Annotated in this window: 18 protein-coding genes; 9 read left to right on the forward strand and 9 right to left on the reverse strand. The window is 63.5% G+C overall.

Annotated elements, in window-relative coordinates; translation table 11 throughout:
• Window positions 1-172: 172 nt before the first annotated feature.
• The 5 genes from M3484_RS15035 to M3484_RS15055 form a co-directional block, all read right to left on the reverse strand.
• Window positions 173-1336 (reverse strand): M20 aminoacylase family protein, encoded by a 1164-nt coding sequence (locus M3484_RS15035; protein ID WP_249497494.1) that lies wholly within the window; start codon window positions 1334-1336, stop codon window positions 173-175.
• A gap of 118 nt (window positions 1337-1454) precedes the next feature.
• Window positions 1455-2267 carry a transporter substrate-binding domain-containing protein gene (locus M3484_RS15040; RefSeq protein ID WP_171909704.1) on the reverse strand — a complete coding sequence of 271 codons (813 nt, stop codon included), beginning with the start codon at window positions 2265-2267 and terminating at the stop codon, window positions 1455-1457.
• A gap of 30 nt (window positions 2268-2297) precedes the next feature.
• Complete coding sequence (locus M3484_RS15045; RefSeq protein ID WP_092904059.1) at window positions 2298-3026, reverse strand: amino acid ABC transporter ATP-binding protein; 729 nt, start codon at window positions 3024-3026, stop codon at window positions 2298-2300.
• Window positions 3027-3036: 10 nt separating this feature from the next.
• The gene (locus M3484_RS15050; protein WP_249497495.1) at window positions 3037-3675 is read right to left on the reverse strand and encodes an amino acid ABC transporter permease; all 639 of its coding nucleotides are present in this window, start codon (window positions 3673-3675) and stop codon (window positions 3037-3039) included.
• Entirely contained in the window at window positions 3675-4355 is a 681-nt protein-coding gene (locus tag M3484_RS15055) for an amino acid ABC transporter permease (protein WP_249497496.1), read from the reverse strand. The genes M3484_RS15050 and M3484_RS15055 overlap by 1 nt, the downstream gene beginning before the upstream one ends.
• A 94-nt stretch (window positions 4356-4449) precedes the next feature.
• On the opposite strand from M3484_RS15055, the gene M3484_RS15060 reads away from it, so the two are divergent.
• The 5 genes from M3484_RS15060 to M3484_RS15080 all read left to right on the forward strand — a co-directional run bounded on the left by M3484_RS15060 (window position 4450) and on the right by M3484_RS15080 (window position 7858).
• Window positions 4450-5235 (forward strand): SDR family NAD(P)-dependent oxidoreductase, encoded by a 786-nt coding sequence (locus tag M3484_RS15060; RefSeq protein ID WP_249497497.1) that lies wholly within the window; start codon window positions 4450-4452, stop codon window positions 5233-5235.
• Window positions 5236-5282: 47 nt separating this feature from the next.
• The gene (locus M3484_RS15065; protein WP_092904053.1) at window positions 5283-6212 is read left to right on the forward strand and encodes a beta-keto acid cleavage family enzyme; all 930 of its coding nucleotides are present in this window, start codon (window positions 5283-5285) and stop codon (window positions 6210-6212) included.
• Window positions 6209-6589: an acyl-CoA thioesterase gene (locus M3484_RS15070; protein ID WP_092904051.1), complete on the forward strand. Its 381-nt coding sequence runs from the start codon at window positions 6209-6211 to the stop codon at window positions 6587-6589. Before M3484_RS15065 ends, M3484_RS15070 begins: the two co-directional genes overlap by 4 nt.
• A 15-nt stretch (window positions 6590-6604) precedes the next feature.
• A complete protein-coding gene (locus tag M3484_RS15075; RefSeq protein WP_249497498.1) occupies window positions 6605-7267 on the forward strand; it encodes a TetR/AcrR family transcriptional regulator in 663 nt (220 codons plus the stop codon).
• 117 nt (window positions 7268-7384) lie between these two features.
• On the forward strand, window positions 7385-7858 hold the full coding sequence (locus M3484_RS15080; protein WP_249497499.1) for a DUF2177 family protein: 474 nt from the start codon (window positions 7385-7387) through the stop codon (window positions 7856-7858).
• Here the strand turns inward: M3484_RS15080 and M3484_RS15085 are convergent.
• Genes M3484_RS15085 through M3484_RS15095 form a run of 3 tightly spaced genes read right to left on the reverse strand, consistent with a single transcriptional unit; the run spans window position 7839 to window position 9911 of the window.
• Entirely contained in the window at window positions 7839-8582 is a 744-nt protein-coding gene (locus tag M3484_RS15085) for an SDR family NAD(P)-dependent oxidoreductase (protein ID WP_249497500.1), read from the reverse strand. The two genes, M3484_RS15080 and M3484_RS15085, sit on opposite strands and share 20 nt — an antisense overlap.
• Before the next feature lie 4 nt (window positions 8583-8586).
• The gene (locus M3484_RS15090; protein ID WP_249497501.1) at window positions 8587-9222 is read right to left on the reverse strand and encodes a ChrR family anti-sigma-E factor; all 636 of its coding nucleotides are present in this window, start codon (window positions 9220-9222) and stop codon (window positions 8587-8589) included.
• Window positions 9219-9911, reverse strand: a complete 693-nt coding sequence (locus M3484_RS15095; protein ID WP_249497502.1) for a sigma-70 family RNA polymerase sigma factor — start codon at window positions 9909-9911, stop codon at window positions 9219-9221. Before M3484_RS15095 ends, M3484_RS15090 begins: the two co-directional genes overlap by 4 nt.
• Before the next feature lie 126 nt (window positions 9912-10037).
• On the opposite strand from M3484_RS15095, the gene M3484_RS15100 reads away from it, so the two are divergent.
• Genes M3484_RS15100 through M3484_RS15115 form a run of 4 tightly spaced genes read left to right on the forward strand, consistent with a single transcriptional unit; the run spans window position 10038 to window position 14702 of the window.
• Window positions 10038-11318, forward strand: a complete 1281-nt coding sequence (locus M3484_RS15100) for an NAD(P)/FAD-dependent oxidoreductase (protein WP_249497503.1) — start codon at window positions 10038-10040, stop codon at window positions 11316-11318.
• A gap of 3 nt (window positions 11319-11321) precedes the next feature.
• Window positions 11322-12107 (forward strand): DUF1365 domain-containing protein, encoded by a 786-nt coding sequence (locus M3484_RS15105; RefSeq protein WP_249497504.1) that lies wholly within the window; start codon window positions 11322-11324, stop codon window positions 12105-12107.
• Complete coding sequence (locus M3484_RS15110; protein WP_249497505.1) at window positions 12104-13264, forward strand: SAM-dependent methyltransferase; 1161 nt, start codon at window positions 12104-12106, stop codon at window positions 13262-13264. Before M3484_RS15105 ends, M3484_RS15110 begins: the two co-directional genes overlap by 4 nt.
• Before the next feature lies 1 nt (window position 13265).
• Entirely contained in the window at window positions 13266-14702 is a 1437-nt protein-coding gene (locus M3484_RS15115) for a cryptochrome/photolyase family protein (RefSeq protein ID WP_249497506.1), read from the forward strand.
• 505 nt (window positions 14703-15207) lie between these two features.
• Here the strand turns inward: M3484_RS15115 and M3484_RS15120 are convergent.
• Window positions 15208-16251 carry an NAD(P)-dependent alcohol dehydrogenase gene (locus tag M3484_RS15120; RefSeq protein ID WP_249497507.1) on the reverse strand — a complete coding sequence of 348 codons (1044 nt, stop codon included), beginning with the start codon at window positions 16249-16251 and terminating at the stop codon, window positions 15208-15210.
• Window positions 16252-16348: the final 97 nt, after the last annotated feature.

A 16348-nucleotide genomic window follows, 5' to 3' on the forward strand; every position in this document is an offset into this window, starting at 1 on the left:
CGCGATCCGCGCCTGGATCAACAGGATCCGCGCCCTGCCGGGATTCATTACAGTGATCGGGCTGGATGATCCGCAGTATCGCCGCAAGGACCGCCTGTAACGATCCTCGGAAATGCCATGGGGAGCCGGAGGTCTTAAACGACGCCCCGGCGTAGCATTCGGGACCGGTGGGTCAGACCAGCGCCACCCGCTGCGCCAGACCTACCCACCAGGCCGCGCCGACCGGCAGGAGGTCTTCGTTGAAGCGGTAGCGCGGGCTGTGCAGTGCCGGCCCGGGGCCCGCACCGAGAAAGCCGTAGCAGCCCGGGCGTTTCTCCAGAAAGTACGCGAAATCCTCGGAGGCGAGCGAGGGTTTCGGCGCGGGATCGACAGAAGCGGGCCCAAGCATCCGGAGCGCGGTTTCGCGCGCGAGACCGGCTTCCTTTGCGCTGTTTTGGGTGACGGGATAGCCGCGGTGATAGTCGAGCGTGATCTTCAGATCGAGGCTCGCGGCCAGCCCGGCGCTGATGCCCCGCATCCTCGTCTCGATCAGATCACGCATCTCGGCGCTGAGACTGCGGGTGCAGCCGCGCATCACCACGGTTTCCGGCAGAACATTATAGGCCTCGCCGCCATGGATCTGGGTGACCGAGACCACCGCGCTGTCCAGAGGATCAGCATTGCGTGCCACGATCCCCTGCAAGAGCTGATGCAGCTGGCTTGCCCCCAGCAGGGCATCGCGCCCCAGATGCGGCATGGCGGCATGGCAACCCGTGCCGGTCAGGGTGATGTCAAAACGATCGACAGCCGCCATCTGCGCGCCGTCGCAGGCGAGAAAGCGGCCAAATTCCAGCCCCGGCCAGTTGTGCAGCCCGTAAATCGCCGGGATATCAAACCGCTCAAACAAGTCGTCGCGGATCATTGCGGCCGCGCCGGCGCCGGTTTCTTCGGCGGGCTGAAAGATGAAGACGACATCTCCGGGCGGGGGCGGGGCCTTTGTCAGATGCCGCGCCGCACCCAGCAGCATCGCCATATGGCCGTCATGTCCGCAGGCATGCATGACGCCTGGCACGCGCGAGGCCCAGTCAAGGCCGCTGGCTTCCTCAATCGGCAGCGCATCCATATCGGCCCGCAATCCGATCGGAGGCGCCAGCCCCTGGCCTTTCAGCACCGCAACAACGCCGGTGCCGCCGATGCCGGTGACCGGCTCCAGGCCCATCTCGCCAAGCCGTGCCGCCACGAAGGCCGCGCTTTTATGCTCCTCATAGCCAAGCTCCGGAATCTGATGCAGCGCGCGCAGCCAGGTGCGCATTTCGGCAGCGCCATCGGCAAGGGAGGCGGGCAGGGCAACGGTCATCGGTGAGGTCTCCGGCAGGAAAACAAGTGCCCCGCCAGAGTTGCGGCATCGCATCTGCGACGTGGCAACTCTGGCGGGGCGAGGGCGCGCAGGCGCGCCGCGAACGGCCGTTTGCGGCTCAGTTCAGCTCATCCAGCGATTTGGGCAGGTCGGGCATCTCGTTGCCGATCCATTTCAGATAGATCGCGCCAAGGCTGCCGTCGGCCTCCATCCCGGTGATCACCTCGTCCAGCTTTTCCACCAGCGCGGTATTATCCTTGTTCACGCCAATGCCGGCATAGGTGCTGGCCATGACATATTTGATTTCCAGATTGCGTGCGGGGTTCTGGCGGATCACTTCCATCACGATGGCCTCGCCGGTGGGGATCATGTCGACCTGGCCGGTGACAAGGGCGACCGAGGTCGTCGCATCATCGTCAAAGCGCTGGATATTGGTGCCGGCGGGCGCGCCATTGGTGATCAGCGGATCCATCATGGTGCCGCGGGTCACGCCCACAACCCTGTCGCCGATGGTTTCATTGCTGGTGACATCAAGATCCTTCGGCGCCACCATGACGGTGCGGAACACCAGATAGGGGCGGGTGAAGCCGATGGCCTCGCGGCGTTCGGGCGTGATGCCAATGGTCGCGACCACGGCGTCAACCCGGTTCGAGATCAGATAGGGCACACGGTTGGCGCCGGTCAGGACCACCAGCTCGACCTCGACCCCGAGGCGCTTGCCGATTTCCTGGGCCACATCGATATCAAGGCCGACGGGCTGGTTCGCATCGCCGATCAGGCTATAGGGCGGCAGGTCATTCTGCACGCCGATCACGATCTTTTTCTTTTCCAGAATGGCGGGCAGATCTTCTGCCACAGCCATTCCCGCCCCGAGAACCAGGCCCAGACTGACCATGGCACCGGCTGCAACCTTGCTGAATTGTCTGATCATCTTAGTCTCCATCTTCCCTGTTATTGGTTGTCAGCGGACAGCAGAAAGAAACTTCTGCAGCTCGGCGGTCCGTGGCTGACTGATCGTTGCCTCTGCCGGGCCGACCTCGTGCAACCGCCCCTGATGCATGAAGGCAATGCGGTTGGCGGCCCTGCGGGCAAAGGCGATCTCATGGGTCACCAGAACCATGGTCAGGCCCTGTTCCGCCAGCTCGCCCAGCACCGTGAGCACTTCGCCCACCAGTTCGGGGTCAAGCGCCGCCGTCACCTCGTCAAGCAGCAGGATCTCGGGCTGCACGGCAAGGGCGCGCGCGATGGCGACGCGCTGCTGCTGGCCGCCCGAGAGATCGCGCGGATGGGCGCGGAATTTGTCGGCCAGACCGACGCGTTCCAGATAGCGATGGGCAAGCTTCAGCGCCTCGGCACCGCTCGCCTTGCCGGTGACGCGCGGCGCAAGCGCCACATTGTCCTCGACTGTCATATGCGGAAAGAGATTATAGCCCTGAAAAACGATGGCGACCTTGCGGCGCAAAGCGCGCAGCTTCGCCTTTTCATAGCTGATCGGTGTGCCGGCAATTGTCAGGCTGCCACCCGAAATCTGCTCCAGCCCGTTCAGACAGCGCAGCAGCGTGCTCTTGCCAGAGCCGCTTTTGCCGATCAGCGCAATCACCTCGCCCGCAGCAATGGACAGCGTGGCATCATAGATCACCTGATGGGTGCCGTAGGATTTCGTGACGGCGTTCAGTTCGATGAGTGACATGGGCCCTCTCTCAGAGCTTCAGCTTTTCGAGGCGCTTCGCCGCGAAGGACATGGGCAGGTTGATCAGCAGATAAAGCGCCGCGACGATGCCAAAGACGCGGAAACTGTCGAAGGTGGTGCCATTGACCATCTGGCCGGCCCGCATCAGCTCGACAAAGCCGACCATCGAACAGACCGAGGTGGCCTTTACCAGCTGCACCAGAAAGCCCACCGTTGCCGGGGCCGAAAGCCTGAGCGCCTGCGGCAGGATGGCAATGCGCAGCATCTGAAAGCTGGTCATGCCGAGGCTGTCGGCGGATTCCCACTGCGCGCGCGGAATGGCAAGCAGCGCCCCGCGCCAGATCTCTCCCAGAAAGGCCGCAGCGAAAAGCGACAGCCCCACGGTGCAGGCAACAAAGGGCGAGACATTATAGCCTGTCCGGGCGATGCCGAAATAGATCATGAAGATCACGACAACCAGCGGGATGCCCTGGAACAGCCGGATCAGGACAGCCGAGGGCAGGGAGATCCAGCGATTGGGAGAACTGCGCAGGACCGCGACCAGCAGGCCCAGAATGCCGCCAAAGACCATCGCGGCGAGGGTCAGGGCCATCGTCCAGCCCAGGCCCTGAAGGATCAGGATCATATGTTTCTGGCTGAATTCACGCATCAGACAACATCCTGCATGCGGCGCTCACTGCCCCAGCTGCCGCTGACACGCCGGCTGATCAGGGCAAAGAGCCCGGCAAAGACCGAAGAGAGCGCAAGATAGATCACGGCCACGACGACATAGACCTCGAACGGACGGAAACTGGTCGAGGCGAGGTTTGAGGCTTCGTAATTCAGCTCGGGAATGGCGATGGCCGACAGGAGCGAGGTGTTCAGCATGATGATGATGAACTGGCCGCTCAGCGCGGGAAGTGCCGCGCGCAGCATCGGCCGCGCCACGACATGGCGGAATTGCTGCAGGGCGGTGAAGCCAAGTGAGTCGCCGGCCTCAAGCAGGCCTTTCGGAATGCCGAGCATGCCCGAGCGCAGGATCTCGGTCGCATAGGCCGCGGAATTGAAGGTCACGATGATGATTGCCGCGACATAGCCCGGCATCGTCACCCCAAGTTTCGCGAGGCCGAAATACAGGAAAAAGGCCTGCAGCAAAAAGGGCGTATTGCGGACAATCTCGACAAAGATCTGGCTGGGGATGGTCACCCAACGACCCCAGGCCATGCGGCCAAGGATGATCAGCGCCGCACAGGCGATGCCGATGACAAAGCCCCCCACCGCGTAGAGCACGCCGCGCAGGGCCCCGCCGACAAGCAGCGGCAAATGGTCGATGACCACACCAAATTCCACCGTCACCTCCTGGTTCATTTTTTGAAACAGAATTGTTGACGTGCCCGATCTAGTCAAGCAAAACATTACAAGAATAATTTTTTAGGACGGGAAGATGCTTCGTCAGGGCTACTACATCGTCTCGGCAGGTGGCGCAGGGATCGGTCTTGCAATCTGTCGTGAAATCGCGGCTCAGGGTGGGACGGCCGTGGCGCTGGACCCTTTCAATGCGCCTGCCGAAACGGGGGCAGGGATCCTGCATTACCCCTGCGATGTAAGCGATTCCGGGCAGGTGGAGGCGCTTGTTGCCGAGCTCTCCTCTGGCCCTGTGCCGATCGAGGGGCTGGTGAATTGCGCCGGGATCGCAGGGCCGACCGGTCTGATCGATTCCATCTCTGCCGAAGACTGGGAACGCGTGCTCGGGATCAACGTGATTTCCGCAGCAATTCTGGTCAAGAACGTTTCGCCCGTAATGAAGAAGCAACGGCGCGGGGCGATTGTGTCGATTTCCTCGGCCTGTACCCGCAACGGTTTTCCGCAGCGCGCACCCTATGTCGTGTCGAAAGCCGCGCTGGAAATGCTGTCCGAGACCATGGCGATGGAGCTTGGCCCCTGGGGCATCCGCTCGAATGTGGTGGTGCCCGGTATCGTCGAGGGCGTCAGGATCGAAGCCGTGGCCCAGGCCCAGGCCGATACCCGTGGCATCAGCTTTGACGAGGCCATCGCGGAATTCACCGCGCGCACCTCGCTGAAAACCATGGTCAGCGGGGAGGATATCGCGAATAGCGTGGGTTTCCTTCTGTCGGACGAGGCGCGTCATGTCAGCGGCCAGAAACTGGCCGTCTGCGGTAATTTCGAGGGCTATTCCAGCGAAATGGTCGCCCCCTTCGCCCGCGTCTGAGTGGTAAAACGTCTGATCCCGCGCTTCGCCGCAACAAGGAATGCCGAATGTTCAAGTTCAATAAGACCATCATCAGCTGCGCGGTGACGGGGGGCGTTCATACCCCGAGCATGTCGCCCTATCTGCCGATCACTCCGAAACAGATCGAGGATTCCGCTGTCGAAGCCCATGCCGCAGGCGCCGCTGTCGTGCATCTTCACGCCCGTCTGGATGATGGCCGCCCGACCGCCGATCCGGCGGTTTATGGCCAGTTCGTGCCGGGGATCCGGGCGCGTTGTGATGCGGTCGTCAATATCACCACCGGCGGCGCACCCGGCATGACCATGGACGAAAGGCTCGCCGCCGCGCGTGCGATGTCACCCGATATGGTCTCGCTCAATATGGGCTCGATCAATTTCGGCTTTCACCTGATGGCGGGCAAGAAAAAAGACTGGCAATATGACTGGGAAGAGCAGTTCCTGCTTGAATCCAAGTCGAAATATTCGGTCAATTCCTTCCAGGTGCTGGAAGATATCGTGACTGAACTCGGGGCCGAGGGCGTGGTCTTTGAATGTGAATGCTATGATATCGGGCATCTCTACAACCTGAAATATCTGCGCGATCAGGGCATTATCCGCGGCCCGATGATGGTGCAGTTCATCTTCGGCTTCCTTGGCGGTGTCGGCGTCCATCCGAGCCATCTTGAGCATTTCTACGAAACAGCCGAGCGGTTGTTCGGGGATGATTACTATATGTCGGTGCTGGCCGCCGGCCGTCAGCAGATGGCCTTCGGCACGGCTTCGGCCTGTCGCGGCGGCGGTGTCCGGGTCGGGCTGGAGGATGCGCTCTATATCCGCAAAGGAGAGCTCGCGAAATCCAATGCCGAACAGGTCAATCTGATCGCCGAGATCCTCGATAAGCTGAACATCAAACTGGCCAGCTCGACGGATGTGCGCGAGGCCTTCAATATGCGGCCCCGGATCGGCGTGGTGGCATGACCGCGGCCCGCCATAGCCGCGAGGCGTTACTGCGCTTTGCCGACCGCGATGCGATGGGTCATGTCAACAGCCTGAAACTGGCGGAGCTGATCGAGGATGCAAGGCTGGATTTTCTGGCCGGCATTCCGCAGGCCCCGGATGTCGAATGGCGCCTGGTCTCTTTGCGTGTCGATTTTCACGCCCAGCCGGTCGCAGCGCGCCGCCTTGTCACCCGTTCCGTGGTCAGCCGGATCGGCAACAGCTCTTTTGACATGTCGCATGAGATCTTCGAAGATGACCTTCTGGTCGCCTCGGGTCTGTCGGTTCTGGTGCAGGTCGATCCGCGCAAAGGTGTTTCATCAGCCCTGCTAGGGGCACAAAAGTCCTGTCTGACCTGACACCCGGAAGTGAGTATGGCACCGCGAAAGACCGAAAAGGCCCGCCCGCCCCAGCTGCGAAGCCTGATGACCCGGCAAAAGCTGATCGACGCCGCCATCGAGCAGCTTTGGGAAAGCGGCTATCAGAAAGTCACCATTGCCGCGATTTCGGCCCGGGCCGGTGTGACCCATGGCGCCCATCTGCATCATTTCGGCACGCGCGAGGATCTGCTGGCCGCGTCGGTTGATGCCCTGTTCCAGCGCAGTGTCGCGGAATATGAGGTGCGCATGGCGGAACTGCCGCGTGATATGCCCGCCCGTGCCGATGCCGCGCTGGAGCAGCTGCGCCTTGTCGCCATGGGGCGCATTTTCGAAGTGGTGGGGGAATTGTTGCTGGCCGCTCGCACCAATCCCGAGCTCGGCACACGGATGCATCACTATGCGATCTCGCAGCGCGCTTTGCAAAAACGGATGTATGAACTGGCCTTCGGCGCGGCGGCCTTGCAGGACAAGCGCATCCTGCTTCTCCTCGACGGGACTTTTGCGATTTTCCTGCGCGGTCTGGCGACCCTGAAAAAGACCCGCAGCGCGGCAGAACTGGAAGAGGCCTGGCTGGCCTGGAAGACCACCGCTTTGCCGGTTCTTCTGGCGCATCTTGCCGAAATCGGGGCGGCAGAACCGCAATCCGCTCAGATCTGACGCCAGCGGCATATCTTCCCTGCCGGGATCCGCCTCTCGCGCGCAGTGTCTGGCATCTGTCGCAGGATGCAGGCCCTAGGCGCGGTCTTCGGGGCAGGGATCGCACTCAAAGCAAGAATGCGACGTGATCCAACTCTGCCCGCGTCGCGTATTCCGATGGATGCGGTTGACAGCACGGGGCAGACCATGGGCCAGGCCATACTTCTTTATGCGGTGACGGCGGTGGTCTTTCTGGGCCTCGATATGGCTGGCATCCGCTACATTATCCGTCCGATATTCGAGACCCATATCGGGCATCTGCTGGCCGCGCCGCTCCGGCTGGGGCCTGCGGTGGTTTTCTACCTGTTCTATATCGCGGGGTTGTTGTTCTTCGTGTCTTTGCCCGCGCTGAAAGCCGGGGCACCGTTGCAGGCCCTGGCATTTGGGGCGCTGCTCGGGGCGATGTGCTATGGCACTTATGAGATGACGAATTACGCCACGCTGGCAGACTGGTCCTGGCAACAGGTGCTGGCCGATGGGCTCTGGGGCACGGTTCTGACCGGCTTTGCGGCCTGGGCCGGGGTGGCGGCGCTCAGCGGTCGCCTGGCCTGAGCCGCCCGGTCAACCGCAGCGAGAGCGCATAGGGCAGTGCCCTCAGACATTTGATCGCCCGGGTGAACCTTTTGGGAAAATGGATCTCAAAGGCACGCCCCTTCAGACCACGGATCACCTCCTGCGCCGCCTCTTCCGCTGTGAGCATCGCGGGCATAGGGAAGCTGTTCTTCGCGGTCAGCCGGGTCGCGACGAACCCTGGGCAGACAAGCCGCACGTCGACGCGCGGCGCCAGTTCGGTCCGCAGGGTCTCGGCCAGGTTGTTTACCGCAGCCTTGGTAGCACTATAGGGCTGCCCGCCCGGCAGGCCGAAATATCCCGCGACCGAACCGAAGAGGACCAGTTGCCCGCCATCACGCAACAATGGCGGTGCGAGGCGGGAGACCTCGAAACTCCCCAGCAGATTGACCGCCACCAGCCGTGCCGTGGCCTCTGGGTCCAGATCGGAAACCCGGCCCGGATCATAAAGCGCGGCGGTGCAGATCACCGCATCAAGGCTGCCGGGTGCGAGACCTGCCACCACATCCGCGAGCGCCCCCGGTGTGGCCAGGTCAAGGGGCAGAACCTTGGCCTCGTGGCAACCGGCTGCCAGGAATTCCAGCGCGGCCCGATTGCGCGCCGACAGGATCAGTCGCGCGCCCTCTTGCGAGAGCGCCCGGGCAAGGGCCGCGCCGATGCCCTCGCTCGCGCCGATGATCCAGACCGTCTTGCCGGCAAAGCCCATCGGATCAGATCCTGAACAGCGGTTGCAAAAGGCGCGGGATCATCGCGCGAAACCGCAAAGGCGCATCGGTCGCGGCCAGACAGACGCAGGGCCCGTCCGGCCCGGCGACCGGCTGATGGTCGATTTCATCATGCGCAATTTCCACATCACCGGGGCCGAAACGGCCCTCACTGTCGGAAAAATCACCCTGCAACACCAGGGTCAGTTCCAGCCCGCCATGGCTGTGTGCGGGCACCGCCCGCCCCGGCGGGATATAGAGCAACCGGAGCGAACCCTGGCTGTCGGCAGACAGGATCTGCTGGCGGATCCCACCGCCCAGCATCCGCCATTTTGGCGGCTGGCCACCAAGCGCCTGCATGACAGCAGCGGGAAAAATACCTGAGGCCGTCGACTGCGGTGGCGGCGGCGAAACCTCGTCCAGCGCGGCCAGCAGGCGATCCTGCGCCCCCGCACTGAGGGTTGCGGGGGCAAGGCGGTCAAGCAGGCTGCCCCCCAGCATCTCGGCGGCCTCCGCCCGCGCCCGGCAGGTATCGCAAAGCGAGAGATGCGCCGCCACAACCACGGCAAACGGGTGGCCAAGACCGCCCGTCACATAGGCGTCGAGCAATGCGTCTGAAATATGATGCGTGATGGCGGTCATGGCTGCCTCAGATCGTTCAGGTCGCGCCGCAGGCGGTCCAGCCCCAGCCGGATCCGCGATTTTATGGTTCCAAGGGGCAGCCCGGTCATTTCGCTGATCCGGCTATGGGGTATATCCTCGAAATAGGCCTGTTCCAGCACCCGGGCCTGATCCGGTGACATCGCATCAAGAGCCCGGCGCAAAAGCGCAGCCTCCTGCCCGAGGGCGAGGATCTGTGCGGCATCGGGCTCAGAGCCTTCGGGTTCGATCAGCGCATCGGGTTCGGGTGGCGGCTTGCGACGGATCAGGTCGATATGGCGGTTGCGCGCGATGCGGTAGATCCAGGCGCTGGCCTCGGCCCGGTGCGGATCGAACTGCGCCGCCTTGTGCCAGACCGCCAGCATCACATCCTGTACCACATCCTCGGCGCTGCCATCGCGCAGTCCACCACGCATCAGCATCGCTTTCAGCCGGGGGGCAAAATGCTGGAACAACAACAAAAAGGAGGCACGGTCGCGCTGGTCGCGCACCGCAAGCAACCACAGGGTCGGGTTGGTCTCGCCCCCCGTCCCTAGTGCAGTGTCTGGTGCCGTATCTGATGACAAAAGCCCGCTCTCCTTCGCGGTCGTCCGGGCGCCTCCATACGGCACTGCAACGCCCGGATCGGGCGCGGTGATCACATTCAGGGTGCTGCGGCTCTCTGACATCATGGGTTGGATACGCCCGCGCCGGCGCAACAGATCACTGTGCAGTGAAAAATGCAATTCCGGCCCGGCGTAGTGATCCGGGACCAGCGCGGCTGCGTAATCACAGACAGACAAGCTGAGGGGGCGGATGTGCCTTTTGACCTGACACGCAACGCACCGCAGAAGATCGCCATCATCGGCGGCGGGATTTCTGGCCTTGCAGCCGCCTGGCTGCTGTCGGGGCATCATCAGGTCACCCTGTTCGAGGCCGCACCGCGCTTTGGCGGGCATGCCCGTACGGTGATGGCGGGCAAGCGGGGCGATGTGGCGGTGGATACCGGGTTCATCGTTTTCAACTATGCCAATTATCCGCATCTGACCGCGCTGTTTCGTGATCTTGATGTGCCGGTGCAGCGCAGCGATATGAGCTTTGGCGTCTCGCTGGGGAATGGCGCGGTTGAATTTGCGCTGCGTTCGGCCAATGCGCTGTTCGCGCAGCGCTCAAACCTGCTGCGGCCGGGCTTTCACCGCATGATCCGCGATATTCTGCGCTTTAACGCGCGGGCAACGGAGACGGCAGCGGGGCGGGCTGACCTCACCATCGAAGCTCTGATCACGGAGCTGGGCCTCGGAACCCGCTTCCGGGACCATTACCTTTATCCCATCTGCGGCGCGATCTGGTCGACGCCGGCGCGCGATATCGGTGCCTTTCCGGCGGGGCCCCTGTTGCGGTTTCTGGGCAATCACGCGCTGATGTCAAAGGGCGGGCAACATCAGTGGTGGACGGTCTCCGGCGGCAGCGTGAGTTATGTGACCCGGCTCACAGCCGCGCTGAAGGCGCGCGCTGTGGACCTGCGCCCGGCCACAAAGGTGCGCGCCGTGTCGCGCGGCCCTCTGGGGGGCGCCGTTCAGACGCAGGGCGAGGCTGAGCGCTTTGATCATGTGATCCTGGCCTGCCATGCCGATCAGGCGCTGGCCCTGCTCGCCGATCCGTCACAGGAGGAAAGGTCTGCACTCGGCGCGGTGCGGTTCCAGGACAATCGTGCGGTTCTGCACGCCGATCCGGTGGTGATGCCACACCGCCGCGCCTGCTGGAGTTCCTGGATTTACCGCGCGGATGAGCCGCAGACAGAGCAGGCGGTCGGCGTCACCTACTGGATGAACCGCCTGCAATGCCTGCCCGAGACCGATCCGCTTTTCGTCAGTCTCAACCCGGGCGCCGCGTTAGATCCGGCACGGATCTATGACGAGACCACCTTCCGCCACCCGGTTTTCGACCAGGCCGCCATCGATGCCCAGGCCAGGATCAGGGCCATGCAGGGCACACAGCAGACCTGGTTCGCCGGGGCCTGGCTGCGGAATGGTTTCCATGAGGATGGTTTTGCCAGCGCCGTCCGCATCGCGCGGCAGCTGCTGCCCACAAAGGTCTGAGAAATGGCGGGCGGGCTTTTCACGCAGCTGGCGCAAGGCGAGGTGCTGCACCTCACCTCGGATGTGACCCATGTGCGGTGCGGTGCCAGGCGCCATGCCTTTCGCTACCGGGTCGATTATCTGCTGCTGGTGCCCGACCTGGCCCGCCCGCGCGGGCTTTTCCGCCTTGGACGGGCGGGCCTTTTCAGCTTTTGCGCCATGGATCACGGCGGCCCCAGGGGGAATGGCAAAGGTGCTGCCTGGGCCTGGGAGGTGCTGGGGCAGGCCGGTCTGCGCCGCGAGGGCGCGATGACCCTGGCGCTGATGGCGCAGCCGCGGTTTTTCGGCTTCTGGTTCAACCCGGTCAGCTTCTGGATGGTGTTGCGCGGCGAAGACCTTCTGGCCGTGATCGCCGAGGTCAATAATACCTTTGGTCAGCGGCACTCTTATCTTTGTCACCATGAGGGGTTCACCCCGATCGGGCCGGAAGATCTCATGACCACCGAAAAGGTCTTTCACGTCTCGCCCTTTCAGGACGTGGCAGGGTGCTATGAGTTCCGGTTTCGCGTGACCCCGGCCCGGCTTGCCATCCTGATCCGCCACACAGATGGCGAAGAGGGGCTGATCGCCACACTCAATGCCGCCCCCCGGCCCCTGCGCCAGGCTGGCCTGCTGGCAGCCGCCTTCCGCCGTCCGGGCGGTGCGCTGCGGGTCCTGGCTCTGATCTACTGGCAGGCCCTGCGTCTGCGCCTCAAAGGCATTGCCTATCGCCGCCTGCCCCCTGCGCCCCCTGAGGAAATCAGCCGATGAGCTTGCTACAGACCCGCTTTCTCGCCTCGCTTGAGGGTATCCGGCACGGGCGCCTTTGCCTGACCTCCCCCGCGGGCCATTGCTATCATTTCGGATCAGAAGGCCCCGAGGCCGTGATCCGGATCACCGACTGGGCGCTGCTTGCGGCGCTGGCGACGCGCGGCGATGTTGGGTTTGGCGAAAGCTATGTCGCGGGCCATTGGGACAGCCCGGATCTCGAAGCGCTTCTCAGCCTTGCCATCCGCAATTTCGATCTTCTGCAGGGCCAGGGCAAACCGGGCTGGCTTGCCGCCCTCGGGTTTCGCCTGACCGACCGGCTGCGGGCCAATTCTCTCTCGGGGTCGTCGCGCAATATCCGGGCGCATTACGATGTCGGGAATGAATTTTACCAGCTCTGGCTTGATCCGGGCATGAGCTATTCCTCGGCTCTGTTCGACGGCACTGATGATCTGGAGACCGCCCAGGCGCGCAAGAATGATCGTATCCTGTCGTGCCTCGCCCCAGGCGAACACATTCTCGAGATCGGCTGCGGCTGGGGCGGGTTTGCCGAACGCGCGGCCGAGACCGGCCGCCATGTCACAGGGCTGACGCTGTCGCCCGCACAAAAGGGCTATGCCGATGCACGGCTTGACGGGCGAGCCGAGATCCGGCTGCAGGACTATCGCCATGCCGGCGGGCAATATGACAATATCGTCTCGGTCGAGATGATCGAGGCCGTCGGCGAACGCTATTGGCCCGCCTATTTCGCCACGCTGAAAGCGCGCCTTGCCCCTGGCGGGCGGGCTGTCTTGCAGGCGATCACCGTGCCGGATGCCGAATTCTCGATCTATCGCAAACGCTCTGATTTCATCCGTCAGCATATCTTTCCGGGCGGTATGCTGCCCAGCCCGGCGATCCTGCGCCATCAGGGCGCCAGGGCCGGGCTGGAGCTGCGCGCGAGCTTCTCTTTCGGGCAGGATTACGCCCGCACCTGCCGGATCTGGGCTGCGCGTATGGCCGGGGCCGCTCAGCGCATCCGCCGCTTTGGCTATGACGAGCCCTTCCTGCGCAGCTGGCGCTATTATCTGGAAAGCTGCGCCGCGACCTTTGCGACCGGGCGCTCTGATGTGGTACAGGTCGAATTCGGCCATATCGGCCAAATGGCACAGGCGGCATAAGATGACTTCAATCCTGTGGCTGTGCCGCGATTTCCGCTTCGACGACAATGCCGCGCTGACGGCGGCAGTCAGGGACGGACCTGTTCTGCCGGTCTTTGTGGTCGATACTGCGACGCGCGCGCAAGGCGCGGCCAGCCGCTGGCGGCTGGGGCGGGCCCTGGCCAGCTTCGATGCCGAATGGCAGGTGCGGACGGGCCAGCGGATCACAGTGCTGGAGGGTGAGGCGGCCGATCTGCTTCCAGATCTTGCCGCCCGCATCGGGGCCGGTGCCATCCATCAGAACGACTGGCCGACCGCCGCCACCAAAACCGCGCAGGACGCCCTGCACCGGGCAGTCGGGTCAGGCTCTGTCAGGCTGCATCTGCATGAAGGCCATCTGCTGATCCATCCCGGGCGGGTGAAAACCGGTGCGGGGGGCAGCTTTCGCGTCTATACCCCCTTTGCCCGGGCCGTGCGGCTGGCGGGGCCTGACCGGCCTCTGCCTCCTCCCGCCATCATTTCCGCGCTGCCGGCCATCGGCGCGCTGCGGGCAGGAGACCTGACCCTCGCGCCGGATATGTATCGCGGGGCGGTGGTTCTGGCGGAACAGGCCCTTCCTGCGGGCGAGGCGGCGGCCTTTGCCCGGCTCGGGGATTTTATCGCCCATGTGCCGGATTACCCGGCCCATCGCGACCGTCCCGATATCGACGCCACTTCGGGTATGTCAGAGCATCTCGCGCTCGGCGAGATCAGCCCGCGCCGCATCTGGGCCATGGCGTCGCTGCGCGCCGAGATCGACCCCGCGCTCGCCCCCGGGGTTGAGAAGTTTCTTTCGGAAATTCTCTGGCGCGAATTTGCCTGGCATCTGTTGCTGGCCTTTCCGCAGATGGCCGAGACCCCCTGGCGTGCGGACTGGGCGCGCTTTCCCTGGCTTGGCTCCAATCCCGCCTCCCTGGCCTGGAGCCGCGCCGAAACCGGCATCGCACTGGTTGATGCGGGCCTGCGCGAAATGCGGGTGACCGGGCGGATGCACAACCGTGTTCGTATGGTGGTGGCAAGCTGGCTTACGAAACATCTGCTGACCGACTGGCGCATCGGTCTGGCGCATTTCGAAGACAGCCTGACCGATTGGGATCCGGCCGCGAATGCGATGAACTGGCAATGGGTTGCAGGCTGCGGGCCCGATGCCTCGCCGTTTTTCCGCATCTTCAACCCGGAAAAGCAGGCGGCAAGTTTTGACCCGAAGAGCCTGTACCGCGATCACTGGCTGACGGGTGAGGGGGCACGCGCTTATCGCGAGACTGTGCCTGCCTCCTGGAACACGCCTGAGCACCGGGCTCTGCCGGACAGCGCCGCGCTTCTGGATCAGGGCCGCAAACGTGCGCTGTCGGCGCTGGAGGCCTTTAACCGTAAAGCCAGTGAGGGGTCCATGCCCGGGTCAGATCAGGGTCCGGGCTGACAGACTGCACGACATCCCGCCCTTTCTTACCAGGGCTGGTGTGCCGGGCCGATGGTGAATTTGCACACCATCGTATCCGCCGGAAAATCAAACACACAGGCCACAACGCTGGTGATCTGCGCGGGCGCGATGCCATATCACTTCTAAAGCGCGCGATCCCAACGGAGGTGCCTTCCATCGCGGTTTCCATCCGCAAATCCTCGATGAAAGACTGGACATACCATTTGGTGCCGCCATACAGGGCCCGGTTCGGACAGGCTCCGGCGCCTCAATCCGGTCGCCATGGACCAGGGGTTGCGGCGGCGTTGCGCCGACCCGCATCGTGGTAAACCTATTGAGGTGAAAGCCGGCGCGATCCACCTGAGGCCGGGTACCGGGCGGCTGTCCGAGCCGGTGCATTGCGTCTGGCCTTCCGCGAAGATCTGCTGTCGGTGCTGGAACCTGCCTGCGCACCTCTCCGGCAGCCAGCAAGGCGCCCCGGCAACACCGGAGCGCCCGCCCCGGATCACATCGTGCCGATATCCATGACGAAGCGGTATTTAACGTCGCCTTTCAGCATTCGTTCGTAAGCGGTTTCGATTTCGTCGGCACGGATCATTTCGATATCCGAAGTGACGCCGTGTTTCGCGCAGAAGTCCAGCATCTCCTGTGTCTCCGGGATGCCACCGATCATCGACCCGGCGAGGCTGCGGCGACGCATGATCAGATTGAACACATTGGGCATCGGGTGCGGTGTGGCGGGTGCGCCAACCAGCGTCATCGTGCCGTCACGCTTCAACAGCACGAGGAACGCGTCCAGATCATGGGGCGCGGCCACCGTGTTCAGGATCAGATCGAAGCTTTTGGCATGGACAGCCATCTCGGCCGCATTGCGCGATACCACCACCTGATCCGCGCCGAGCTTCAGCGCATCGGTCCGTTTTGACTCTGAGGTGGTAAAGGCCACCACATGCGCGCCCATGGCATGGGCCAGTTTGATCCCCATATGGCCAAGACCCCCGATACCGACGACGCCAACCTTCTTGCCCGGGCCCGTCCCCCAATGGCGCAGCGGCGACCAGGTGGTGATCCCGGCGCAGAGAAGAGGGGCGACGGCGGCCAGCTGATCCTCGGGATGCGTGATTTTCAGCACATAGCGCTCGTGCACCACCACCTCCTGCGAATAACCGCCAAGGGTATGGCCGGGGGCATCCGGTGTCGGCCCGTTATAGGTGCCGATCATGCCGTCGCAGTAATTCTCCAGCCCGTCATTGCATTCGGAGCAATGCCGGCAGCTGTCGACGATACAGCCGACGCCGACCAGATCACCGGGCCTGTGGCTCGTGACATGCGCGCCGACCGAGGTGACGCGACCGACGATTTCGTGACCCGGAACACAGGGATACAGGGTTCCGGCCCATTCGCCCCGGGCCTGGTGCAGGTCGGAATGGCAGATACCGCAGAACAGGATCCCGATTTGCACATCATGCGCGCCGGGCATGCGGCGTGTGATGTTCAGGGGTGCCAGCGGCGCATCGCCCGCCGGGGTGCCATAGGCTTTCACAACCATTTCAGCTCTCCTTTTGTGGTGGGTCCGGCCCGGTTCTCGCTGTGGCCGGCAGCATTCCCGACCCGCAGGGGCCGGCCCCGGATTCCGATCATACCCG

Source organism: Pseudomonas sp. GX19020, from assembly GCF_023371075.1.
GTDB lineage: Bacteria > Pseudomonadota > Alphaproteobacteria > Rhodobacterales > Rhodobacteraceae > Pseudogemmobacter.